Raw genomic sequence first — 25,390 nt, forward strand, 5'->3', positions numbered from 1 at the left:
TTCATCATCACTTTCCTTTTATTTCAATTTGTTCCAAAAATTGCGTAGCTATCAGGTCGCGAACTTGTTCCTGATTACCTTTTTCAAAAATACCCGTAGTAAAATTACTCATTACGATTGCTCCACTGACCGTCCCCATTAAAACATTCTGAAAATCTGTCATCGGAGTCGGACCTAGCATCAAAAGAATTCGACTTACTTTGATTGGAGCTTGGTCCATTGCCAACATGTCAATTGGCTCCGTAAGGTCATAAATGTTAAAGAAAGGCCTCTTTACATTTAAATTTGTAGCATGGACTAATGCTATCGTTGCTCTTGGAATTCCAACCGGAGCTAGTTGTATTCTCTTTAAAAGTTCTGCTTTTATTTCTTGTTTTTCGCTTGTAACTTTTTCCGAAATTACCTCAAGTATCAAGTCCAATGTACTTCCTAAGTCACCTGTACTATTAATCTTAGAGATTTCGACTGATTCCACGAACTCGTTTGCCTCATTTACTTCTTGGGCTAATAGCGTCAATTTCTCCTGTCCCTTATCGTATACAGCATCTGCCACTTTTTTGTTTTGTTCTTCCACATACTCGCGGCGCCCACCAAGTTTTCTGATTAAAGCCTTAACCTGCTGCACTTCTTCATCTAGAAGAAGCGGACTAACCACTAAGTAATTCCAGCTAAAGCCGGGAAGACTCACTGTTGACAGGATTAAATCATACTGACCAAGATCAACGTTATTAAGCTCTGAGACCTTTGCTATTCTCACGGTATGAATCTCAGCTATTTCTCTTTGCAGACGACTCTTTAAAATACTTGCTGTCCCGATTCCATTGGGGCACACAATTAACGTCTTCATTTTTTGTATTTTGGAATCACTGGTATAACTATTCGCAAAGTACAATAGTATCAATTGTTCTTCCATCGGTGTAAAAGTAAACTCGGGAAAGGTTTTGCTCAAAGCACCTTGAATTGCCTTATAGAGTTCTTGATATTGCTGGCTAACATTTTCAAGTGTTTCGATTCTTGTATTAGGCAATTTGAGTGTATTACTTTTCAGCAATAGGGTAATATGCTTGCTAAGCCTATCAAATAAGTCTCGATCACGACCAAAGTTCCAACCAAATGCATCCGAGACCCACTTGATCAATTCCTTGACATCGTATGATATCTGTAAATCGTAGTCATTCGACCAACTCTCGTTTGAAAAGTGATAATCAAGACCCTTCAGTTGAACTGCCAAAAAGTCGATCTCTCCAGAAGTTATTTTTTCCTTTATCTTACTTCCGAATTTGTCTAATATTGTCAAAACTTCCTGGCGATATTTGAAAATGCCCTTTTGCTTCGCTGCAGAATAACTATTAATTACCGCTGTCTTCATTCGCAATATCGATATTGCAACCAACAAAACCCACTGTACTTCTTGCACATCTGATTTTGTATTATGTTCTATCATCGTTTCTTTGAGAGCTGTGACACATTCGAACAAGATCTCTCTTGGTAGTAAATTCAGAAAGAAACTCTTAGCTGGTTTCTCATCAGTGGAGTTCAAATAGTCAAAAAACTCATATTCGTTGATTTCACTTGTGAGAATTCCACACAATATCAACCGTTTTTGTACCTCTTCACCTGTGATTTGAACACCAACAGACTTTTTCGCATCGACTTCTATTCCGTATTCTTCCAAGGCTTTTGCAATGCTTTTCAAATCTCTTTGAATAGTATTTTCACTAACTCCTAATGTAATGGCTAAAGAAAATATTTTAATTGGTTCGGTGCCAAGTAAAAGCATGCATACAACTGCAGCTTGTCTCTGACTACTTGATAGCGTAACCTCCGCAGCTTGATTATTTAGTTCAGTCATTAATTTCTTTCGATTTTCGTCTGATCCATTCAGCCAGTAGCGACCATCATTACTTTCAATCCTTAAGCCATGCTGCAAAAGATACAATTTTAGTTCTGAGAATTCACGGTACACCGTCCTTCTGCTAATCACCAATGAATCTTCAATTGCAGCCATTGAAACACCCTCATCGTGTTTGCACAGCTTTTGTAGAATCTTTTTCTGGCGTTCTGACAATAAAATCAAGCTACATCATCCTTTTTAATTTAAATGTGCTACAACCGAATCATATTCGTCAGCTTCAAGCAAATTAGATACACTCAAGATCTGAACGTTTGTATATCTCAATTTGAGGTTCTTTTCTGCTTCTTTTGTCACAATAACCAATCTATCCTTGCTATCTTCCAGTTCATCTATTCCAATATTCTTAACCGGTATCTTTCTACCGGCTTTCTTCAAACGATCCTTGAACATTGATGCTGCCATTGTAGCAGAACCAACTTGTTGATCATGATGAATAAAGTCTACTTCTTTAAGTACTTTAAAATCTATATTTTGTATCCCCGTCTCAGCAGTCGCACTTTCGTCAGAAATGTCTTTTTTCTCTTCGCTTGGAGCAATTTGATTCAATGCTTTCAAGTTAAGGACTACTTCATCATACTTAGGACTGCTCAAGAAGTTATCAACCGAAATATGCATTGCCCCTGGTGTCTTTTGTAAAGCTCTTTCAGCCAGTTCCTCTTGCGTAATAACAAGCAGACCGTCTTCATCTTTCAAACGACTAATTGCAGTATTGGTAACAGGGATATTTGTAATACCAGCTTTTTTAACCTTATCTCTTAATAAGGAAGCTCCCATTGCAGAAGAACCCATCCCAGCATCACATGCAAAAATAATCTTCTTAACATCTTCATATTCCTTAACTTGTTCTGTAGCACTTTGACCAGTTGTAACAGTTGCAGTACCACCCTTTGACTCAGCCTTCATTGCATCCATCTGTCGTTGACGTGCTTCAAGGTCGTCCTCATCAGTCATTGATTTATCAGACTTCAAGATTATCGATGCAACCACGAAAGATACAATAGCTGCGACCAGAACACCCGTTAAAATCTTTAAATAATTACCCTTTGGTGTCATCAATAAAATCGCGATGATCGAACCAGGGGATGCAGCTGCCTTTAATCCTGTGCCTAAAAGTTGGAAAGTGAATGTTCCACTTACCCCACCTGCAATAGCTGCAAAGACCAATGCTGGTTTCATCAAAATGTATGGGAAGTAAATCTCATGAATTCCTCCAAAGAACTGAATTATAGCAGCTCCTGGTGCAGAAGCCTTTGCTGTTCCCTTACCAAAAATAATAAATGCTAACAGGATACCAATTCCGGGTCCTGGATTAGACTCCAGAAGGAACAACACTGATTTACCTGATTGAGAAGCTTGTTGAATACCCAAAGGTACTAAAATCCCATTTCCAATCGCATTATTCAAGAACAATATTTTCGCAGGCTCGATGAAAATATTTGCAAGAGGAAGCATGTGAATAGAGATAATCCAATCCACACCCTTACTCATGAAATTACTTCCGGCAGTTACAAGTGGATTAACTACAAAAACTCCAAAAATTGCTAATAACATTCCTAAAATTCCACTTGAGAAATTATTATAGATCATCTCAAAACCGGACTTAATCTTATCTTGAAACAATTGATCGAACTTCTTAATACTCCAACCAGCAAGTGGTCCCATGATCATTGCTCCTAAGAACATTGGAACACTAGAGCCAACAATCACACCCATTACTGCGATTGCACCTACAACTGCCCCGCGTTCTTCATAGACCATTCTACCACCAACATAAGCAATTAAAAGCGGAATCATATAATTAAGCATCGGATCAATTAGCGTCGCTATCTGCTTATTTGGAATCCACCCAGCTGCCATAAATATAGCAGTAATTAACCCCCAAGCAATAATTGCCGCTATATTTGGCATGATCATTCCACTAAGACTGGTACCTAGTTTCTGGATTTTAGCCTTAAGTGAATTTCTTGATTTCTTCATTTCCATTAAAAATCCCTCCTTTTTACATCTTCTATTTTACTGTCCTGTTGCAAGCGTTTTCAAGATAAAGTAAATGCCATTAAGTCACAGAATCTCGTGTCAGACTAAGCTCACAATTTCACATACACATTATTCCCATTTTTTTCCTACAAAAAAGAACTAAATCAAAAATCAGCTTTTGATCTAGTTCCTTTATTAATTACCTATAAATGTACTCCATAACTCGAAGTTTTGTGTCAATACTCTGTCAACTTGTATTGAATTCTACGTGTAGCTTTTTGGATTTTTTATGCCTTTGCTGGATTCTTCTTCTTTTCAACTTTCGTTCCCGCCTGCATTTGGTCATTATAGCCCCAGAACCAAGTAACTAAGAAGCTGACAACCAATGCGGCCAAACTAGAAAGCAGGAATGCATAAAAGCTATTCAAGTCTGCGGCATTCTTTGGATTAAAGAATGATGAAAAACCAATCAATGAACCTGTGAACCCAAACATGTTTCCGTGCATCAAACCTGTGATAAATCCGCTGGCTGCTGAACCAATCAAGCCTGAAACAAATACCCTTCTATAACGCAGGTTCACACCGTATATCGCAGGCTCAGTTACACCACAAAAAGCTGAAATAGCTGCTGCAAAACCGAGACCTTTGATATCATCCTTTTTAGATTTAATTGCAACTGCCAATACTGCAGCACCCTGAGAAACCATTGTTCCAGAAATAATTGCATTCAGTGCACTTTCTCCGCTTCCAGAAATTTGCTGTGCAACTAATGGTACGACTCCCCAATGCAATCCAAAAATTACTAATACCTGATAGAAGCCACCAATAACTGCTCCACCAAGCCACCCAGAAATGTGAACGAGCCAATTGATAAAGTCAGCAATACCATTAGCTGCCCCCTGAATAACAGGTCCTGTAATAACAAGCGTGATTGTACTTACAATTAAGACTGTGATCAATGGCGTAAAAATCATCTGCAAGTAACTTGGAAGATTTTTCTTAAGCCAATTGCCAATTTCTTTCGCAAACCAAGCAGCTAGAATCATTGGAAAAATTGAATACGTATAATTTAGAAATTGAAAGTTAAAACCACCGATTGAAAACATTGTCTTAAAATTGCTGCCCCATTCAATGATTTGCGGATAGGTTAAAACTCCACCAATTACTGCTGTTATAATCGGGTCGCCTTTCATATATCGGGCCGCCGCAAATCCTACAAAAATAGGTAGAAAGAAAAATGCCGAATCTGCCATTGCACTAATGGTAAGATATAATGTACTTTTTGCACTTAATAATTGCCCTAATTGTGGTAGTGTCAATAATGCCAGGATTCCCTTAATAATACCAGAAGCAGCGATAACTCCGATTACAGGTGTCATTGATCCAGTAATGACTCCAATTAACTTATTTATATAATGCATTATTCCTTTTTTGTCTGGATCTGCTTCTTTTGAATCATTAGCGGCTTCGCCATCAGAATCTAACTTCTTAGCAAATTCTGGTCCCAATTCATCAACTACTGCATCGTATACATTTGCTACCTCATTACCAATAACAACCTGGTATTGTCCTGATGCTTTTATGACATCAATCACACCATCGGTATTTTTTAATGCATCATCCTTTGCAATACTTTCGTCCTTTAGGTAAAAACGTAATCTTGTAATACAGTGAATCAAGTTGTCTACGTTTTTTTCTCCACCTACGTCAGCGACAATTTTCTTGGCCAACTTTGAATAATCCTTATTTGCCATCGTAATTCCTCCTATCTACTTTTTTAATTTCAGAGTTCCAATAACGTCCCCAACAGCACAACTTTTTCCCTCTATCTCAAGTGTCTCAATCTTATCATTAGAATTCGTTACAACCACCATAACGGTTGTTAATAAACCTTTATCCTGAATATCTTTCCTATTCATTGATGCCAGTTTCTGACCTTTTTTTACCTTATCACCAACTTTAGCAAAAACTTCGAATGGTTTTCCTCCCAACTCAACAGTATCAATTCCCAAATGAAGAAGTACTTCCAAACCCTCAGCAGTTTTCATTCCTATAGCGTGTTTTGTTTCCGCAATCACAGTTATTTTGCCATCAAAAGGGGATACAATTGCGTCATCACTTGGCTCAATAGCAAACCCTTGTCCCATTGCTCCAGTAGAAAAAACCGGATCCTTTGTCTCAGAAAGCGCAACCAGTTTTCCGGAAACAGGTGCACGAACTTCTAATATATCTACTTTCTTTTTAAAACCGAACATCGAAATCGCCTCCATATATCAAACGCTTACATAATTTCACTATCATATTATAACTTGTATATACATCTGTCAACATATTGGGTTTGTACCCCTCATATATCCCTTTTAAAAAAGAACTTTATCAAGTAAAATATATTTATTGATTGCATATACAGGAATGTTATAATAAAAAGAAACCGATTACTTAAGGAGGGATGATCTTGCAAAGGAATAAAAGTAAACAAGATATTATCGCAAAAGACATTGCAGAAAAAATTCATCATCGTATTTATTCTCCCAAAAGTTTTTTACCAAGTGAGCATCAGCTTTGTGATCTATATGGAACTTCTCGTGAAACAATCAGAAAGTCCTTAGAGCAATTGACAGAACTTGGCTTAATTCAAAAAATAAAGGGACGCGGATCACTTGTTTTAGACATTCAAAGATTTACATTTCCAATTTCCGGAATTACTAGCTTCAAGGAATTGAATAATTCACTTAATATGCATGCAAGCACCAAAGTACTCCAACTGGAAAAAAGGACTCTCCCAAAATCACTAGTGGCGGGGCTCTCCTTACCAACACAGGATGCATTTTATCTTGAACGTCTTCGTTTGATTGAAAATGAACCTGCCGTCTTAGATATCGACTATTTGTTAAGTCCTCCTGTTGCTGAATTACCGATTTCAGCTGCTGAAGATTCGATTTATGATTATCTTGAAAATGAGCTGGGCTTAGAAATTTCGTACGCCACAAAAGAAATTACAGTCGAGGAAGTCTCTGAAAAAATTAGCACCGATTTAATGTTAAGCCCCAACAATTTAGCCGTCTTGGTAAAAAGCTTTACTTACCTTGGAAACACTCATCTCTTGCAAGTTACAAAATCATACCATCATCCTAAAAAATTCAAGTTCGTTGATTTTGCCAGACGACGGAAAATCATGATTCATGATGAATTAAAGGAGCATCGCTATGAATAAAGAAAAAATACTCACCAAACTAGGAAAAAAGGTAATTTATCAAATTTATCCCAAGTCATTTTACGATAGTGACGGAGACGGAATTGGTGATATTCGTGGAATAATTGAAAAAATTGACTATTTAATTAGTTTGCATATTGATATGATTTGGTTCAATCCATTTTTCATTTCACCGCAAAACGACAATGGTTATGATATAGCAGACTATTACAATATTGACCCATTATTCGGTACGATGGCAGATTTTGAAGAACTAGTATCAAAACTGAGGGTTAATCATATTGGTGTAATGTTGGATATGGTTTTTAACCATTGTTCAACTTCGCATCCCTGGTTTCAGAAGGCACTCGCTGGAAATGAAAAATATCAAAAGTATTTCTATATTCGCCCAGCAAAAAAAGACGGTACTCTCCCTACTAACTGGAAATCCAAATTTGGCGGCCCAGCTTGGGCAAAGTTTGGAAATACTGACAAGTTCTATTTACATCTATACGATCCAACTCAAGCAGACCTTGACTGGCACAATCCAGACGTTCGTAAAGAAGCCGCTAATATCATAAATTTTTGGCGAAAAAAAGGAGTTACCGGATTTCGTTTTGATGTTTTTAATGTTATTGGTAAATCCGAAATTCTTACTGATTCCAACGGTGATGAAAACGACGAAAAGAAGCTCTACACTGATACTCCAGTTGTTCACAAATATCTACACGAACTAAATCGAGCAAGTTTTGGACAAGATTCTGAAGTCATAACAGTCGGTGAGATGTCCTCTACCACGATTGCAAATTCTATTGAATATACGAATCCTAATAACCGAGAACTATCTATGGTTTTCACCTTTCACCATCTTAAAGTTGATTACAAAAATGGTGACAAATGGCAGACCATTCCCCCTGACTTCAGCAAGCTCAAGAACTTACTTTTCACTTGGCAAGAGCAGCTTGATGAAGGTAATGGCTGGAATGCATTATTCTGGAATAATCACGACCAACCTCGCGCACTTAGCCGCTTTTGTAATACACGTAAATACCGGACACAAGGAGCACAAATGTTAGCGACCGCTATTCAGCTCCTTCGTGGGACTCCATTTATTTATCAGGGTGAAGAAATCGGGATGATTGATCCAGACTATTCTTCAATTGATGAATATGTTGATATTGAGAGCAAAAACGCATATCACATATTACAAAAAAAGGGATTCTCCGCTCATGATGCTTTTCTAGCCGTTAAACAAAAGTCCCGCGATAATAGTCGGACTCCTATGCAATGGACAGATGATAAATACGCTGGCTTTTCAACTCAAAAGCCGTGGTTAACTTCTACTAATCAAGACACAATAAATGTTGTTGCAGAATTAAAACATGGTGAAATATTCAAGTTTTATCAGAAATTGATTACGCTTCGAAAGAATGAACCTCTGATTAGTGATGGACACATTAAAGCATTATTGCGCGAAGACAAACACATCTTCGCCTATAGTAGATATTTGGATGATTCAGAGTTAATTGTCCTTACTAACTTTTATGACGAACCTGCATCCCTTGAATTACCTTCACAATATTTGCAATGCCCAGGCACGGTTCTTCTTTCGAATTATCAGCGAATTTTGAAGGAGTTACCCAGTTCAATAACACTAAAACCTTATGAGGCACTTGTATTTAAGTTTAACTGATTCATGAATTCTTTAAATTAAAAGAGATTAGTACGAATTCTTGCTAATCTCTTTTTTGTTTCATAAAATTTTTACTGTTCTGCTTATTAATTAAAATCAAATTTATTACCAATATACATAACTTATTTAATTGGTAACATAAGCTATCTGTAAAGTATTCACAACTACCATTTTCTCTATTATGTTTTATCCAATATTTATCTTCACAATCATTTTCTTTAACGTAACTTTTAAAAATATTTATTCTAAAAATGTCAATGTTACAGATGCTGAACGTGTTGAAAAAGTAATTATTTTGTGCTTTTTATTACTAAAAGTACACCTTGTACACTAATTTATTGGCGTACATGTACAAAAGTTAAAATGAAAGCGTGCTCAAAAAAAATTATCTTGGCCTATAATGTACTTGAGCTTGGAGGTGATAATTATCGTGAAAAAACGTAATCTACAAATTTTTTTTGAAATTATTAAAAATCCTAATTTGAAAAGTGGTGATTTAGAAAATAAACTGCATATTACAAGGAGGCAGTTAACTTATGCATTATCGCAAATTAATCAGGATTTGGCTGACCAACAATTACCAAAAATTGAACGTACACCACGCGGTGAATTTATTACATCAAATAAGATTACAGAACTTTTCAATTTGGAAGCGGTTACTGGAATCAGTCATGGAACATATCGAGAAGAGAAAGAACGCATTTTAATTACTTGCTTATATCTCCTAACAAGTGATGAATTAATTTCATTAACCCATATCTATGATTTGAATAAGGTAAGCAGAACTACCGCTTTTGTAGATTTGAAATCTGTAGAAAAGTTTCTCGACAACCGAGACTTACAGTTGAAATATACAAGAAAGCTAGGTTATTTCATCAAGGGAACTGAGCTAACTAAACGTAATTTGCTTAATTATTTAGTCACTCAGCTCTTGTCATATGATGATGTCCATAGTGTAGTTGAACAATTGGGCCGAGTCTCAATTGAACCTGTAATACATTTCATTCACAACTTTGAACATGTTCAAAAAATAACATACTCGGACGAATCTTTTAACTTTCTGATGTTGATAATATCCATGAATGTAACTAGAAATCTATCACACGTATCGAGAAATACCCATTATTTTGAACATCAAATTGATGATACGCAAGAATTTGTTCAAATACGTCAACTAATCCCGAATAATTGGATAACGAGTAATTCTGATGCTGAATGGCTTATCATCTTATTACTTTCTGCCAATACAATACATTGTGGAACTAATATCACAAATGAAACGCTAATCAACGTTCTCCATGTAATGGTAGATAAATTTGAACAACGAACTTTTATAAAAATTGTAGATAAGAATGATTTTGTAACCCGCCTTTTAACACATCTTCGACCAGCCATTTTCCGTGTTCGTTATAATCTACATTTGCAAGATATTGGCATTGATCAGGTAGTGATTTCTAATTCTCGACATCACTTTTTAATGGAAACCATTAATATCATCATTGAGCCACTCGAAAAATTAACTGGCAAAACATTCCCAACAGATGAACGAAATCTCATTGCGTTTTACTTTGCTGGAGAGTTGGAAAAATTTTCTAAATTGCATACAAGTAAGGAACGTGCAGCGGTTGTTTGTACAAATGGTTTGATTGTTTCCAAATTAATGATACAAAATCTACGTAGGTTATTTCCTGATATAAGCTTTCTATCTGCTACATCTGCACGTGAGTTCGAACATTTTTCTGGTGATTATAATCTTGTCTTTACAACAATACCTCTTAAAACTGACGCAAGACAATATATTATTCATCCGTTACTAAGTGAAACAGAACAAGCTCAATTACGTTATCAAGTTCTTAATGACATCGGCGTCAAGAATATTCAACTAGGCGTTGAGGAGCTTACGTCGATTATCCGAAAAAGCGCTAAAATACTTGACTATAAAGAACTTAGAAAGAGCCTTCATCAATTTTTGGCTGACCAAACTATTGCAGAACTTCCAAAAACAACACAATCAACTTTAGCAGCTTTTACTGCGCCAAGATTGATTCAGATTGGTAATGCTCATGATTGGCAAGAAGCTCTTAAACAGGCTATTGATCCTTTAATAAAATATGGTTATGTGACAGCTGATTGGCGAGAAGTTTTGATTAAAGAAACTGCTTCTCCAGAGAATTATAGTTTTCTAGGAATGCATGTGGCAATTCCCCATACTATTCCCGAAAATGGTGTTCTCAAAAATGGATTTAGCTTCTTTGTTCTTAAAGAACCTATTATTTATCCAAATGGCTTTAAAATTAAAATGATTGTTCCTATTGCAGTAAAAGATACCGATAAACATCTTAAAGCAATTCAAGAACTTACAGAAATTATAAGTAATAAATCATTACTGAATATGATTTATAGTTCAGAAAATAATCGTCAAATTTACAATATTTTTCAAAACTATTGTTCACAAAATAGTTAGGAGGAAATTATGAAATTATCTGAATATCCCACATTTACCATTATCATGCGAGGCTACACACCCGATCAAGCCGATACTATTATGCAGGCCATGGATGGATTTGAAAATCAATTTGGTGTTGAGGTGACAATGAATACGCCAAAGGCACTTGAGATTATTAGAGATGGTAACCAAAAGTACGGTAATAGAATCAAAATAGGAGCTGGAACAGTGACCACCCTAGATGAAACTAAATCAGTGATTGCTGCGGGAGCAAAGTTTATGTTAAGCCCTATCAAATTTTCTGATGAAATTTTCACTTATGCAAATAAAAAGGGGGTAATTACCGTTCCCGCTGCAATGACTCCGACAGAGGTTCATGAAATGTTTAAAAAAGGAGCTGACATCGTCAAAATTTTTCCTGCAACAACAGTTGGCCCAGGTTTTTTCAAGGCTTTACAAGCTCCTCTTGGAAACCTACCTCTAATGGCTGTTGGTGGAGTAAAACTACAAAATGCTAAAGAGTTTCTAACCACCGGTGCTAGCTATCTCGGAATTGGGTCGAATCTATTCAATAAAGATGACTTGATAAATAAAAACATTAATGGTTTATCAACTTCTTTACAAGCCTTTATTGGCATAAAAAATATGCTCTAAGGAGGAATATATCCGTGGTTGTTGATTTAACTCTTGATAAAAACTTATTTTTGACACACTTAGATGCAGAAGATAATCTAGATGCCTTGGGTAAAATTGCTGATAATTTATATAACTACAACTATGTAGAAAAGAATTATCGTCAAGCTGTACTTGAAAGGGAAGAAGATTATCCAACAGGATTACCTTCTCATTGGCCAATAGTAGCTATTCCACATGCTGCTTATAAATTGGTAAAGAAAACTACAATCTCAGTGGCTACATTATCCCATCCAGTGAAATTTCATGATATGGGTGATGTTAATAATATACTTGATGTTGATGTCATTATCATGATGGCAATTGGGCAACCTCATGGACAGGTAGAGATGTTGCAAAAAATTGTTAGTGTCATTCAAGATGATAGTTTACGCAACAAGATTTTTAATGCACATAATTCAACTGAACTATACCAATTATTTAACGAACTTTTTAAATAACTAATTATATATTAGTAAGAATTCAGATTCTAATTAGGAGGAATATATTATGGTAGCTCGTATTTTAGTAGCTTGTGGTAACGGTATTGCAACTTCAACGGTGGTTGCATCAAAGATTAAAAGCTTTTTAGCTGATAAAAATATTACAGTTGAAACAACACAAACAAAATTGATGGAAGTTCCTAGCAAGATTGAAAATTATGATTTGTTAGTTACAACTGGTCAATTTGAAGGAAAAACACATAATGTACCCTATGTACATGGTTTACCAATCTTAACAGGTGTTGGTGCAGAAAGTACCTTGAATGAAATTTATAATGTTATTAAAGATAAATAATTAATGAACGGTAAAATGCTTACTTATTTAAATGGAGGGGTAATTTCACTATGCATATAATAATGGATGTATTTAATTGGTTAATTGCTGCTGGTCCTACAGTTCTCTTACCTGTAATAATCACCATTATCGGAATGATTTTTGGCCTACGAATTGATAAGTCATTCAAATCTGGGCTTACTTTAGGAATTGGTTTTGCAGGAATTAAACTAATCTTGGACTTCATGACGACTAATGTTGGACCTGCAGCAAAAGCAATGGTTGAACGCACAGGCGCACACCTAACGGCACTAGACGTCGGATGGGGGTCAATCGCTGCTGTCACATGGGCTTCCCCCATCATTGCAATTCTGATTTTTGCTATTTTGGCAGTAAACATTATTTTGTTAATTTTAAAAAGAACGCATACACTTGATGTTGATATATGGAATTACCATCATATGGCAATCGTTGGAGTTATGGTATATTTTGTTACCAAAAACATTTTACTTGGTGTTGGTGCATCAGTTGTAATGTCTCTTATTACTTTTAAGCTCGCTGACTGGTCCCAACCAATGACTGAAAAATTTTTTGGAATGCCTGGTGTTTCTCTACCAACAGTCTCTGCATTATCTTCATTGGTAATCGCTTGGCCCTTGAACTGGCTGTTAGATCGTATTCCTTTTATGCGAAAAAATAAATTCTCCATTCGTGATGCTCAAAAATATCTTGGATTTTTTGGAGATTCCATGATTATGGGTTTATTAATCGGAATGGCTATCGGATTTTTTGCCGGCTATGATCTTATGAAAATCATGCAGTTAGGTGTCTCGATGGCAGCTGTGCTTGTCTTAATCCCTAAGATGACATCTCTATTTATGGAAGGATTAATGCCAATTTCTGATTCTGCACAAAACTGGTCACAAAAACGTTTCAAAGGGCGTCAATTATTTATTGGTTTGGACGCGGCTGTCGTTGTTGGGAATGCTGATGTTATCACAACAGCACTGATTATAATCCCATTAACTATCTTAATGGCATTAATTTTGCCAGGCAATCAAGTCCTCCCCTTTGCTGATTTGGCAGTTGTTCCTTTCCGTGTAGCTCTTGTAGTTGCCTTAACAAATGGTAACTTGCTCAAAAATATTATTATTGGCCTTGTCGTTACTGCGTCACTGTTATGGTGTGGTACTTCAACAGCACCTGTATTAACTGCAATCGCAAAATCGGTAGGAATTAAACTGGGTGCTAATTCATTATACATTTCATCATTTGCTGCAACTTCAATGGTTCAGAGTTTCGCTGTTTACTTTGCATTCACATGGCATCCGTTACTATCAATTCCAGTATTGCTTATCATTTTCACTGGTGTATGGTATTTCTTCGATGGCATAAAACATGTCAATGCTGCTATGGATGAACAAAATAATCAAAAAATAAATGCTTAAATTAAGTTGCGTAGGATATACGTATGCGTACAAAAAATTTGGAGGAGGTTTTTTTAAATTGAAAATTTCAGATGTTAAAGTTTATAAGGTTAAGCCCCGTTGGATATTTGTCAAAATATTGACTGATGAGGGAATTGTTGGTTGGGGTGAGATGATTTCTGGGACAAAAACTGAAACAGTCGTCGCAGGGGCACGCGAAATGGGGAAAAAATTAATTGGGCGCAACCCATTTGAAATAGAACGACTTTGGCAAGAAATGCATCGTTCATTTTTTCGTGGTGGTCCAATTAATGGTACGATTATATCTGGCTTAGAGATGGCACTGTGGGATATAAAAGGAAAAACATTAAATCTACCAGTTTACGAATTACTCGGTGGTGCAGCCCGTGATCGTATTCGTGTGTATTCTTGGATTGGTGGTGACAGACCCTCTGATGTTGCTAAGCAAGCGCAGGCTCGTGTCAACAAGGGGTTCACAGCTATTAAAATGAATGCTACATCTGAATTACACTATATTGACTCTTATAATAAAGTACAAGAGGTTGTTGACAGAGTGGCTTCAATTCGCAAACAAGTTGGAGATAAACTTGAAATTGGTATTGATTTTCATGGCAGAGTTCATCGACCAATGGCGAAAGTTCTCGCACATGCTCTTGAACCTTATCATCCAATGTTTCTTGAAGAAGTTGTTTTACCAGAAAATTGGGATTCATTTGATGATATTGCCCGTGAAATATCTGTTCCTCTTGCAACTGGCGAAAGACTTTATACACGTTGGGAATTTAAAAATCTCTTCTTACAAGGAGCTATTGACATTGTCCAACCCGATGTAGCTCTTTGTGGGGGTATTCTTGAAACACGTAAAATTGCAGCAATGGCAGAAGCTTTTGATATAGCTTGTGCCCCACATGCACCTTATGGCCCAGTTTCATTGGCTGCAACTCTCCAAATTGATGCTTGCACGCCAAATGTCTTTATTCAAGAACAAAGCCTTGGAATCCATTATAACCAAGGATTTGATTTATTAGACTTTGTTAAAAATAAAGAAATATTTGCATATGAAAACAGTTATGTTAAATTACCCAAAGGTTCAGGACTTGGCATTGATATGGATGAAGATAAGATCAAAGAAGTAGCTCAAGAAGGCTTGGTCTGGAGTAATCCATCATGGAAAAACTATGATGGTACAATTGCTGAATGGTAATTTATTAACAACGAAAGGGGAATATTTTTTATGATTGATGTTTCTGCTACAACAATTCTAATTCTAATTTTACTTTACCTTGAGTTCCAACAACAACATAAATTGGCAATTAAAAGTAAATCATCAAAAATTAAAATCGTATTAGCAATTGTAGCAGCGATTTTGCTTGTAACCTTATTTTGGTCAACTAACACCATTAGCAACATTCGACTTGTAGTTCTAGCTGTGTTGATTGCAAGCATTGGTTTATATAATCAAGGACTTGGTAAAAATAAAGTAGTTACTTATGGTTCAATAATGCATGCCAGCGCTTATAGTAGATATGACCGTATCATCACCGAAACTATTAAGCAAGGCGTAATGGTAACTTTTTGGTCGCAAAAAGGTGGCAGCTATTTCTTGATATTTGACCAACCTATCTCGACAATCCGTAAGTTTTTAAAATTAAACTTACCTCAAAATGTAAAATTGCTCACAAGTGAAGAGTTTGGTCGGTTAGAGGAAATAAACTCGCAAAATGATCATAACCGTCAAGTGGAGTTACTTAAAGCAATAAGAAATCGTCCCCAGCGTAATCGTTTGCCTTGGCAAAAGAAAAATGATGCTACAACTAAATTTCGCCACAGAAATTGATAAAGCAGCTGGTCATTAAAATTTAGATAAGAAACTCTTATTAGAGACTGGGTCAAAAGTTATTTTGATTTGGTCTTCTTTGTTCTCCCGCTAATCAGACTAGTTTTAGTACTCAGATTTGGCTAAGACACGTCAGTTTGAAACTGTATGTTCTCTTAAGTTTCCTATTCTTTAATTGTAAAAAAAATTCAGAAGATCTTTACATGGATAATTGTCCCCACCATTATGCATGCAAGAAATTCCTCATAAGGTTATCATTTTGATTTACCAATTATGACAATCCCTTTTTCTCTTTAATTGTTTCATTACCTAGTTTTGTGGGTTAGGTTTCTCCTTATTGGCTCCACAAATATTGTTGAGAAGGTAAGTATTGGTAAGCCCCTCTGTAGCAGTCAAACAAACCTACAAGGAAACATTTAAAGCCTGTAGGTATGTCCAAGATTTAATACGAAGGAATCGTGATAATAGACATTATCAGTATGGATACTAATTTAGTAATTCTTAAATAATTTGTTAATATTCAATACTTGAGAAACAATGTTAGCGATGGGTAACACTAGAAAAATACGGTTTTATACTATATTTACAAGCTTATTACAGATATATTCCCCAACTACAGACCAAATAATTTACAAAAAGGTTCTAATGATTGACCCAAATAGAAATAAACTTGCTGAAATTGTATGATTTTAATTACTTGTTCCGGTTGACCTAAATTGTTTATCTGTCTAAAATGAAGTATCATAATGAAGTGTGAAAACTTTTTAGTTATGAAGGAGAAGTTATATGTTTGACATTATAAAAGCAATTATTCTTGGAATAGTTGAAGGTATTACAGAATTCCTGCCCATCAGCTCCACAGGGCATTTGGTTTTGGTCGATGAATTCATTAAGATGGAACAGTCAAAGGCTTTTGTGGACATGTTCAATGTGGTAATTCAGTTGGGTGCCATAATGGCGGTTGTCGTTATTTACTTTACCAAGTTAAATCCGTGGGCATCAAAAAAAAGCCCACTTGAAAAGAAGCAAACATGGACCTTATGGAAGAAAGTTATCATTGCGGTTATTCCTTCGATTATCATTGGTTTACCGTTGAATGACTGGATGGATTCGCACTTGATGAACTGGTTAGTCGTTTCAATTGCATTGATTTTTTATGGTATTCTCTTCATTATCATCGAAAATCACAATGCACATACTCAACCAAAATTCTCAGATTTAAATACGTTATCATATAAAACGGCGATTATCATTGGTTTATTCCAGGTCCTTTCGCTGATTCCAGGAACCTCTCGTTCAGGTTCTACCATTTTAGGTGGAATCATGGTTGGAACTTCCCGCTACGTAGCTGCGGAATTTTCATTTTTCTTAGCCATCCCAACAATGTTTGGTGCATCCTTACTTAAACTCTATAAGTTCTTTAGTCATGGCGGAAGCTTGGCTGGGCTCCAAGGGGTTATCCTTGCAGTTGGTGTCATTGTTTCATTTGTTGTAGCATATATTTCCATTAGATTCCTTCTTAATTACATTAAAAATAAGGATTTCAAGGTTTTCGGTTGGTATCGAATTGTCTTAGGTGTCATCGTGATTGGATACTTCCTTATTTTCCATTAATTGTTAGTCGCTATAAGAGAAATTATGTTATGAGTTTTAAAAAATAAGAAACTGAATCAGAAGTTAAATTTTGATTCAGCTTTTTTATTATTTTCGGAAAATGATCGCAAAATTCTTGAATTAATCTAAAGTACTTAAATTTATAAGTAAGTTCTGGCCATTTTTCAGTTTAAACAAAAGTGATGAATTTTACTATAATAGCAAAAAAATATAAACTAGATAAGGTATAACAAGGAGGTACTTTATAATTATTAAAAAAACAGAAATAAATAAAGATGGCACTCACCGTTCATTAAGTAATCGTCATGTGCAGATGATCGCAATTGGTGGAACTATCGGTACCGGTCTATTTTTAGGGGCCGGGACTACTATTTATAAAACAGGGCCTTCAGTTTTATGGATTTATTTAATTCTAGGACTTTTTTTCTTTCTCATGATGCGTGCTATTGGCGAAATGTTTTATTCTGATCCTTCACAACATACTTTTGTTGCATTTATCTCTCGTTATTTAGGAGATACGATTGGATGTTTTGCAGGTTGGACCTATTGGCTAGGTCTTATTTTCCTTTCAACAGCCGAATTAACTGCTATAGGAACTTATGTGAAATACTGGTTCCCCGATTTTTCTGCATGGCTTATTGAATTAAGTTTCTTATTCATACTAGTTGTAATTAATCTAGTTGCAGTTCGTTTATTTGGTGAAGCTGAATTTTGGTTTGCAATGATTAAGATTATTGCAATTGCCGCACTTATTGTCACTGGTATTTTTATGATAATTACAAAAACAAAAACTCCTTTGGGCCATGCAAGTGTTAATAATATACTCACAGGTTATCAATTATTTCCAAAAGGAATTTTTAATTTTATTACTGCTTTTCCGATGGTTTTCTTTGCTTTTCAAGGAATAGAGTTTATCAGTATCACAATTGGTGAAGTTAAATCACCGCACTCCATAATTCGCAAAGCTGTTAACGAAACTCTCATACGAATTCTCCTTTTTTACATAGGGTCTCTTGTAGTAATTATGTGCATCATTCCATGGCATGTACTGACTGCAGAAAAAAGTCCTTTTGTACAAGTTTATCGGCTAGCAGGAATTCCAGCGGCGGCAGCTATAATTAATTTTGTTGTTTTAACAGCAGCTGCCTCTGCTTTGAATAGCTCTATTTTTTCTGCTGGCCGCCATTTTTACCAATTAGCTCTTGAAACATCAGATCAAGATTGGTTAAAAAAAAGATTTGCTCACATTTCCAAAAATGGAGTTCCAACAAGAGCGATTATAGTTTCGGCCACATTGGTATTGATTGCACCTTTAATGAGCCTTTTGAAAGGAATTAACAAAGCTTTTACAATTGTTACTGGAGCTTCTAGTGACCTCTACATTATAGTTTACATTCTTATTTTATTTGCACATCGTAAGTATCGAATCTCTAATGACTTTTTATCAAATGGTTTCCTCATGCCAGCTTATAAAATTACGAGTGTAGCCACTATTATTTTTTTTATTTTAGTTTTTATTAGTTTGTTCCTAATTCCTGCTGATATTCCAGGAGCAGTAGGAGCAATCATTTGGATAGTTGCTTTGTACAGTCTCATCTCAATAAGCAGGCATAAACAAATATAATTTAAATTGGCTATTCCAAGAAATAATAATTGTTTCAAAAATGTCCAAGTATTAATTCTACAAAATCTGTCATTGATAATAAGTTCTACTACTTTTAGCTCAACACAAAATGCCTATTAAAAATATCAAAACGATATTTTTAATAGGCATTTTGCAATAACTTTTGTTTCACATGAAACCCATAATTTTTTTATACCTTAACCTGACAAGATTGATCAATCATATCAGCGGCCATCCGCCCCTCGTAAATACCCCAAATTACAAGACTAGCACCACGACGTGCATCACCAGCTACATAGACTCTTTCTTGATCCGTGGTAAAGTCTTTATTCATTTCGGTAATGTCAAAGGCATCAATAACTGATCTCTCAGCACCCGTAAATCCAAGGGCAATTACTACAAAATCAGCATCTAATTCTCTTTCGGTTCCAGGAACTGGCTTATATAAGCGTGCCTTGCTTATGACAGCTTTCTTAATCTTTCCGGCTCTACCCTTGAAACCAGTGGCAGTTGTCTCATAAATGGTCAAATCTCCATTGATTACACTGTCTGCCTCTTTTTGCCCATAACCTTTCTTAGAAACAATCGGCCATTCTGGCCATGGATTGCTCGATAGTCTCTTCAAAGGAGGCTGTCGACTGATTTCGAGCTGCTTGATGTCTGTTGCTCCTTGCCTTACTGCAGTTGCAATGCAATCAGTTGCAGTATCACCACCACCAACAATCAGAACCTTCTTACCAGCTAATTTTTTACTTGCTGCTACACCATCGTGCAAAACTTCCTTGGTAGCCAATGTCAAATAATCAAGTGCTTGCATGATACCTTTCAATTCACGACCCTCACCGTTAATATCGCGAGCCTGACGTGCACCAACAGTCAATAACACTCTAGCAAAACTTTCCTTGAGTTCATCAGCCGTAATATCGACACCAACATTGGTATTCACAACGAATTTTATGCCAACATCTTTCATTACCTGAATTCGACGCGCAACGATATCTTTAGGAAGCTTCATATTTGGAATACCATACATTGCTAACCCACCAGGGCGATCATCTCTCTCAAACACGGTCACATCATACCCATATTTGTTAAGCTGCCAAGCGGCAGATAAACCCGTTGGCCCGCTTCCGACAATCGCTATCTTAATACCATTTCTATGAAGTGGCATCCCACTTTCTCTAACCCAATCAAATTTAAATCCTTGTTCAATAATAAACTTTTCATTGTCTTTAATTGTAATCCCTTTGCCATGAAGTGCCTCATTACAAGCCGCCTCACAAGGTGCAGGGCATACCCTCCCAGTAAACTCAGGAAGAGGATTAGTTTTTGTTAATCGTTCAAAGGCTCGTTTATCCTCACTCCGATACACTAAATCATTCCATTCAGGAATCAGGTTATCGTTGGGGCATCCACTAACAGCCTTACCACCAGCATAGAAGAAACCAGCATGACAATGCGGAACTCCGCAGTTCATACAACGGGCAGCTTGCTTACGTCGTTCTTCATCACTAAGTGAATTCTGCATTTCTGCAAAATCTTTAATTCGGTCTTCTACAGAACGTGTAGGGTTATCTACACGCGGATATTTCAAAAAACCAAATGGATCTGCCATCTTCGTTTCCTCCTTACTTCATGATAGTTGGCTGAACACCCACAATTTCGTCAAATGCTTTTTGTTTCAGCTCTTCTTCAGTAACATTTTCACTTGCATACTTAGCCATAATTTCGTTGATATGTCTAAATTCTTTAGGATATACCTTCACAAAATGGCCTGCTTCTACTTCCCAGTTATCCAGAATGAACTTGGCCTTTTGTGAATCAGTATATCTAAAATGCTTACGCAACAAGTCCTTTACAATTCTTTTATCCTGATCATTATTAGCAATATCAAATAGTTCAATCATTTCTAAATTGCACTGTTGTGGGAAACTGCTCGCGGGATCATATACATACGCAACTCCGCCAGACATTCCAGCACCAAAGTTTCTTCCGGTTGAACCTAGGATCATCGCAATTCCATTTGTCATGTATTCGCAGCCATGATCTCCAATTCCTTCTGCAACCACATGTGCACCCGAATTTCTAACACAGAAACGCTCACCTGCTCGTCCATTGAAGAATGCCTCACCACTAGTAGCGCCAAAACATGCAACATTTCCAACAATTGGCGCATTGCTATAGATTTGTTGGGCAATTTTAGGTGCTCGGACTACCAATCGTCCACCGCTTAGACCCTTACCAACATAGTCATTCGCTTCGCCCGTCAGATCTAGCTCCAATCCACGCGTAATAAATGCACCAAAGCTTTGTCCGGCGACACCAGTGTACTCAAACTTAATTTGTCCCTCAGGCAATCCATCATTACCAAAGCGTTGCGCGATCCAGCCGCCCATTCTTGCTCCAACAGTCCGCATTCGATTATTGATTGGTTGTTTGATAACTACTGGCTGTTTACTTGCCAGTGCCATTTCAGCAAAAGCATTCAGTTCTGGCCATTGGTATTTAGGTACAAATGGATCAACCGACTTACGTTTGATTCCAACAGATGTACTTAAAATTCTAGAAAAATCAAGCGATTTTGCTTTGCCTTTGGCAATAAATCTTGGAGTAATATTTTCAGTGTGTCCTACCAATTCATCGATTGTACGATAACCCAATGAGGCCATTTCCTCACGTAAATCTTGGGCAATAAATCTCATGCAATTTTTTACATGCTCTGGTTTACCTATAAATAGTTTGCGCAATCCTGGATTCTGCGTTGCTATTCCCGTCGGACACGTATTGAGACTGCATACCCGCATCATAATACATCCAATTGAGACCAACACCAGCGATGCAAAACTGAATTCTTCAGCACCAAGCATAATCGCAATAGCAACATCACGGCCCGTCATTAACTTACCATCAGTTTCAATTGTTGTTCGCTGTCTCAAATTATTTAAAGCAAGAGTCTGATGTGCTTCTGCTAATCCCATCTCCCATGGGAGACCTGCATCCCTGACAGAATTACGTGGGGCAGCACCGGTTCCTCCATCGTAGCCACTGATGGTTACTTTGTCGGCTCCAGACTTGACGACACCTGTAGCAATTGTTCCTACGCCCGTACTTGATACAAGTTTGACGGTTATCTTCGCAAAGGGATTGATTTGTTTCAAATCGTGAATCAACTGTTTCAAGTCTTCAATTGAATAAATATCATGATGCGGTGGAGGTGAAATCAGACGAACTCCTGGAACAGAACCACGGATTTCTGCAACCCAAGGGAAATTCTTAGTTCCAGGTAGTTGTCCCCCTTCTCCGGGCTTGGCACCTTGAGCAACCTTAATTTGCAACTCTTCAGCACTCATTAAATATTCAGCATTGACACCAAATCTTGCTGATGCAACCTGTTTTATCTTGCTGTTAAGGTTTCTTCCATCCGGTTGTGGTTTAAATCTTGCACGATTCTCGCCACCCTCACCGCTATTACTCTTAGCATTTAATTCATTCATAGCCTGTGCAATACATTCATGAGCTTCCTTAGAAAGTGAGCCAAAACTCATTGCTCCAGCTTTAAATCTTTTCACAATTTGGCTAACCGGTTCAACTTCAGACAGAGGTACCGGACCATTCGTTCCCTTGATCTCCCAAAGAGAACGGAGTGTCGTTGGTGAATCCAGTTCCTCTTTTCGCACATCTTCAACATATTCCTTATAAGTCTCATAATTTCCTGTACGTACGGCCTGTTGAAATTTATACATCGTCAAAGGATTATATAGATGATGTTCACCATCAATACGATACTTGAAACTGCCACCTGATGGTAAATCCTCAACCGCTCTTGTGTTAAATGCCTTGCGATATCTCACAAGATATTCTTCTTCAATTTGGTTTAGGGTCAAACCACCAATACGACTTTCGGTCCCAGTAAAGTACTTATCGACTACCTTCTCTGACAGACCAACAGCCTCAAATAATTGAGCACCTTGATAACCGATAATGGTGGAAATTCCCATTCTACTCATAACCTTAACAATCCCTTTTTCAGCCGCTTTTCGATAATTTTCAAGCTTATCTCCTAGATTGTAAGAAAGTAATGTTGCATATGCACCATATGGGTGAATTGCTGATGCGCCGTATCCAAGTAATGTTGCAAAATGATGAATCTCGCAGGCCTCACCCGTATCAACAATAATTGATGCTAATTCTCTTTTCCCTTTACGTACCAAGTAATTATTCAAGCCTGAAACTGCCAATAACACGGGAATGATCAATTGTTCTCTTGTAGCGCCTCGGTCACTCAGAATTAACAGGTTTGCACCTTGCTCAATTTGCAATTCAGCTTCCTTGAACATGTTGTCCAATGCTTGTTCCAAACGATTCGGACGTGGTGCAGTATCATAGCAAATTGATATAATTGCGGCCTTAAATCCATTTTTTCCGTTCAGATGTCTTAATTTCTCATATGATTTTAAGTCCAAAATTGGTGAATCAAGCTTAATCTTTTTCGCATTCAAAGGAACATCCTTTGTAATATCTCCGTCTGCGCCAAGAAACATCTCAGTTCCAATAACCAGCTTCTCTCTGATTGCATCGATAGGTGGATTTGTGACCTGCGCAAATTGCTGTTTAAAGTAGGTAAATAGCGATTGTGGTTTCTTGCTTAACACCGCCAGTGGAGAATCATATCCCATTGAAATAACCGGTTCCTCACCTTTTTGAGCCATTGGAATCAGTGCATCGCGAATGACATCTTCTGTGTATCCATGACGTCTCCATAAAGTCCGCAGTGCGCTTTCTGAAATGTTTTCATCAACATCTGCTTCTGACAAATCATCAAGTGTTAGTTGCTCATCTTTAAGCCATTTAGCATATGGTTGACTGCTCGAATATTTTTCTTTGATTTCAGCAGTCTTGTAGAACTTGCCCAGACTAGTATCTACAAGAATCATATCAGCCGGTCCTAGAATTCCTTTTTCAATAATATCCTCGGGAGCAACATCGTAGACACCAGATTCGGAAGCAACTACTAAAAAATTACCCTTTACAAGATTATATCTTGATGGTCGTAGTCCATTTCTATCTAATGCTGCGCCAACCTGAACACCATCCGTGAAGCAAAGAGCTGCGGGACCATCCCATGGTGCAACAAATCCTGCATTGTATTCATCAAATGCCGCCTGCTTTGCGGACACATGGGCATCTTTACCCCAAGCCTCTGGAACCATCATCAACAGAATCTGAGGAATGTCTCTACCATTTCGATATAGATATTCCATACAATTTTCCAATTTAGCCGAATCAGAATCTTCATCATTATATATTTCTATATTATGACTTACCATCCAATTTTCCGCTCTCTTCAAAGTGTTAATCTCACCATTATGAGCAATAAATCTAAATGGTTGCGCACGTTCCCAACTAGGGAAGGTATTGGTGGAAAAACGCGAATGAATCAATGCAATTGCAGATTCCATAGATTCATCATGCAAGTCTGGGAAGAATTCTCCTACTTGATATGCATGCAGCATTCCTTTATAACAGATTGTCTTACTTGATAGACTAACGATTGCAAATTCTTCGGCAGAAAAAGTCTTTTCCAGATGTCTACGCAAACGGTAAAGGGAGTCCTCATACTCTCTTCCTGGAGCTATATCAAACGGTTTCCCAATAATTAACTGTACAAAGCCCGGCATTGTTTTCTGAGCTGTTGGTCCACAACTTTCATATACATATGGAACGTCTCTTGCCCCAATAACACGAAACCCAGCACTATTGACTTCATCCTCAATAGATGAAAGCATTGCTTCTTTTTCATTTTGCTTTTGAGGTAGGAAAAACATCCCAACAGCATATTCCCCAAAAGCCGGTAGGTTTATCTTTTGCTCACTAGCATATGTTCTAAAGAAATTATCAGGCATCGCAAATAGTATACCTGCTCCATCACCTGTATCCGGTTCAGAGCCCGTACCACCACGATGATTCATTCTCCTCAACATAATAAGAGCACGCTCAATTAATTCATGACTTGCTTTCCCATCAATCTGGGTAATAAACCCCATCCCACAAGCATCATGCTCAAAGGATGGACTATACATCGTATTATTGAAATTCTCCATCTCTGTTCCCACCTTGCTAACAATCTGACTTCAATAAAATAAAATCTCGATTAAACACTCTAATGTTCTTTTAATTCTAGTTATAAAATAAAA

17 protein-coding genes are annotated in these 25,390 nt (G+C 37.0%); 11 read left to right on the forward strand and 6 right to left on the reverse strand.

Annotated features, from left to right (window positions below):
• Positions 1-7 precede the first annotated feature (7 nt).
• The 4 genes from IV36_RS02150 to IV36_RS12580 all read right to left on the reverse strand — a co-directional run bounded on the left by IV36_RS02150 (position 8) and on the right by IV36_RS12580 (position 6,147).
• Positions 8-2,077 carry a BglG family transcription antiterminator gene (locus IV36_RS02150; protein ID WP_056990574.1) on the reverse strand — a complete coding sequence of 690 codons (2,070 nt, stop codon included), beginning with the start codon at positions 2,075-2,077 and terminating at the stop codon, positions 8-10.
• 15 nt (positions 2,078-2,092) lie between these two features.
• Positions 2,093-3,898 carry a PTS mannitol transporter subunit IIBC gene (locus tag IV36_RS02155; protein ID WP_056990575.1) on the reverse strand — a complete coding sequence of 602 codons (1,806 nt, stop codon included), beginning with the start codon at positions 3,896-3,898 and terminating at the stop codon, positions 2,093-2,095.
• 281 nt (positions 3,899-4,179) lie between these two features.
• On the reverse strand, positions 4,180-5,646 hold the full coding sequence (locus IV36_RS02160) for a PTS transporter subunit EIIC (protein WP_415586894.1): 1,467 nt from the start codon (positions 5,644-5,646) through the stop codon (positions 4,180-4,182).
• Positions 5,647-5,661: 15 nt separating this feature from the next.
• Positions 5,662-6,147 carry a PTS sugar transporter subunit IIA gene (locus IV36_RS12580; RefSeq protein ID WP_056990576.1) on the reverse strand — a complete coding sequence of 162 codons (486 nt, stop codon included), beginning with the start codon at positions 6,145-6,147 and terminating at the stop codon, positions 5,662-5,664.
• A 194-nt stretch (positions 6,148-6,341) separates the two neighbouring features.
• Between IV36_RS12580 and treR the strand changes: the two genes are divergently transcribed.
• The 11 genes from treR (at position 6,342) to IV36_RS02220 (ending at position 19,196) form a co-directional block, all read left to right on the forward strand.
• Entirely contained in the window at positions 6,342-7,106 is a 765-nt protein-coding gene (treR, locus tag IV36_RS02170) for a trehalose operon repressor (protein ID WP_056990577.1), read from the forward strand.
• Positions 7,099-8,778 carry an alpha,alpha-phosphotrehalase gene (treC, locus tag IV36_RS02175; protein ID WP_056990578.1) on the forward strand — a complete coding sequence of 560 codons (1,680 nt, stop codon included), beginning with the start codon at positions 7,099-7,101 and terminating at the stop codon, positions 8,776-8,778. The genes treR and treC overlap by 8 nt, the downstream gene beginning before the upstream one ends.
• Positions 8,779-9,208: 430 nt before the next feature.
• A complete protein-coding gene (locus tag IV36_RS02180; protein ID WP_056990579.1) occupies positions 9,209-11,242 on the forward strand; it encodes a BglG family transcription antiterminator in 2,034 nt (677 codons plus the stop codon).
• A 9-nt stretch (positions 11,243-11,251) separates the two neighbouring features.
• Positions 11,252-11,878: a bifunctional 4-hydroxy-2-oxoglutarate aldolase/2-dehydro-3-deoxy-phosphogluconate aldolase gene (locus IV36_RS02185; protein ID WP_056990580.1), complete on the forward strand. Its 627-nt coding sequence runs from the start codon at positions 11,252-11,254 to the stop codon at positions 11,876-11,878.
• Between the two features lie 14 nt (positions 11,879-11,892).
• Positions 11,893-12,357: a PTS sugar transporter subunit IIA gene (locus tag IV36_RS02190; protein WP_056990581.1), complete on the forward strand. Its 465-nt coding sequence runs from the start codon at positions 11,893-11,895 to the stop codon at positions 12,355-12,357.
• 49 nt (positions 12,358-12,406) lie between these two features.
• Positions 12,407-12,694: a PTS sugar transporter subunit IIB gene (locus IV36_RS02195; protein WP_056990582.1), complete on the forward strand. Its 288-nt coding sequence runs from the start codon at positions 12,407-12,409 to the stop codon at positions 12,692-12,694.
• 50 nt (positions 12,695-12,744) lie between these two features.
• A complete protein-coding gene (locus IV36_RS02200) occupies positions 12,745-14,121 on the forward strand; it encodes a PTS galactitol transporter subunit IIC (protein ID WP_056990583.1) in 1,377 nt (458 codons plus the stop codon).
• Between the two features lie 58 nt (positions 14,122-14,179).
• Positions 14,180-15,325, forward strand: a complete 1,146-nt coding sequence (gene dgoD / locus IV36_RS02205; protein WP_056990584.1) for a galactonate dehydratase — start codon at positions 14,180-14,182, stop codon at positions 15,323-15,325.
• Positions 15,326-15,355: 30 nt separating this feature from the next.
• Positions 15,356-15,958 carry a hypothetical protein gene (locus tag IV36_RS02210; protein WP_056990585.1) on the forward strand — a complete coding sequence of 201 codons (603 nt, stop codon included), beginning with the start codon at positions 15,356-15,358 and terminating at the stop codon, positions 15,956-15,958.
• A gap of 786 nt (positions 15,959-16,744) precedes the next feature.
• Positions 16,745-17,572, forward strand: a complete 828-nt coding sequence (locus IV36_RS02215; RefSeq protein ID WP_056990586.1) for an undecaprenyl-diphosphate phosphatase — start codon at positions 16,745-16,747, stop codon at positions 17,570-17,572.
• A 247-nt stretch (positions 17,573-17,819) separates the two neighbouring features.
• Positions 17,820-19,196, forward strand: coding sequence for an amino acid permease (locus tag IV36_RS02220; RefSeq protein ID WP_420864913.1), 1,377 nt, complete (start codon positions 17,820-17,822; stop codon positions 19,194-19,196).
• 190 nt (positions 19,197-19,386) lie between these two features.
• Here IV36_RS02220 and IV36_RS02225 read toward each other — a convergent pair whose 3' ends face one another.
• Both IV36_RS02225 and gltB read right to left on the reverse strand, forming a co-directional pair.
• Entirely contained in the window at positions 19,387-20,811 is a 1,425-nt protein-coding gene (locus IV36_RS02225; RefSeq protein WP_056990588.1) for a glutamate synthase subunit beta, read from the reverse strand.
• Positions 20,812-20,824: 13 nt separating this feature from the next.
• Positions 20,825-25,297: a glutamate synthase large subunit gene (gene gltB / locus IV36_RS02230; RefSeq protein WP_056990589.1), complete on the reverse strand. Its 4,473-nt coding sequence runs from the start codon at positions 25,295-25,297 to the stop codon at positions 20,825-20,827.
• Positions 25,298-25,390 lie beyond the last annotated feature (93 nt).

Origin of the sequence: Liquorilactobacillus mali, assembly GCF_001437155.1 — a bacterium.
GTDB lineage: Bacteria > Bacillota > Bacilli > Lactobacillales > Lactobacillaceae > Liquorilactobacillus > Liquorilactobacillus mali_A.

Excerpts from the sequence above, each read along its gene's own strand:
- treR (WP_056990577.1), top strand. The coding sequence starts at position 6,342 with ATGATCTTGCAAAGGAATAAAAGTAAACAAGATATTATCGCAAAAGAC.
- IV36_RS02195 (WP_056990582.1), top strand. The coding sequence starts at position 12,407 with ATGGTAGCTCGTATTTTAGTAGCTTGTGGTAACGGTATTGCAACTTCA.
- IV36_RS02200 (WP_056990583.1), top strand. The coding sequence starts at position 12,745 with ATGCATATAATAATGGATGTATTTAATTGGTTAATTGCTGCTGGTCCT.
- IV36_RS12580 (WP_056990576.1), bottom strand. The coding sequence starts at position 6,147 with ATGTTCGGTTTTAAAAAGAAAGTAGATATATTAGAAGTTCGTGCACCT.
- IV36_RS02185 (WP_056990580.1), top strand. The coding sequence starts at position 11,252 with ATGAAATTATCTGAATATCCCACATTTACCATTATCATGCGAGGCTAC.
- IV36_RS02155 (WP_056990575.1), bottom strand. The coding sequence starts at position 3,898 with ATGGAAATGAAGAAATCAAGAAATTCACTTAAGGCTAAAATCCAGAAA.
- IV36_RS02210 (WP_056990585.1), top strand. The coding sequence starts at position 15,356 with ATGATTGATGTTTCTGCTACAACAATTCTAATTCTAATTTTACTTTAC.
- treC (WP_056990578.1), top strand. The coding sequence starts at position 7,099 with ATGAATAAAGAAAAAATACTCACCAAACTAGGAAAAAAGGTAATTTAT.
- IV36_RS02215 (WP_056990586.1), top strand. The coding sequence starts at position 16,745 with ATGTTTGACATTATAAAAGCAATTATTCTTGGAATAGTTGAAGGTATT.
- IV36_RS02225 (WP_056990588.1), bottom strand. The coding sequence starts at position 20,811 with ATGGCAGATCCATTTGGTTTTTTGAAATATCCGCGTGTAGATAACCCT.
- IV36_RS02160 (WP_415586894.1), bottom strand. The coding sequence starts at position 5,646 with ATGGCAAATAAGGATTATTCAAAGTTGGCCAAGAAAATTGTCGCTGAC.
- gltB (WP_056990589.1), bottom strand. The coding sequence starts at position 25,297 with ATGGAGAATTTCAATAATACGATGTATAGTCCATCCTTTGAGCATGAT.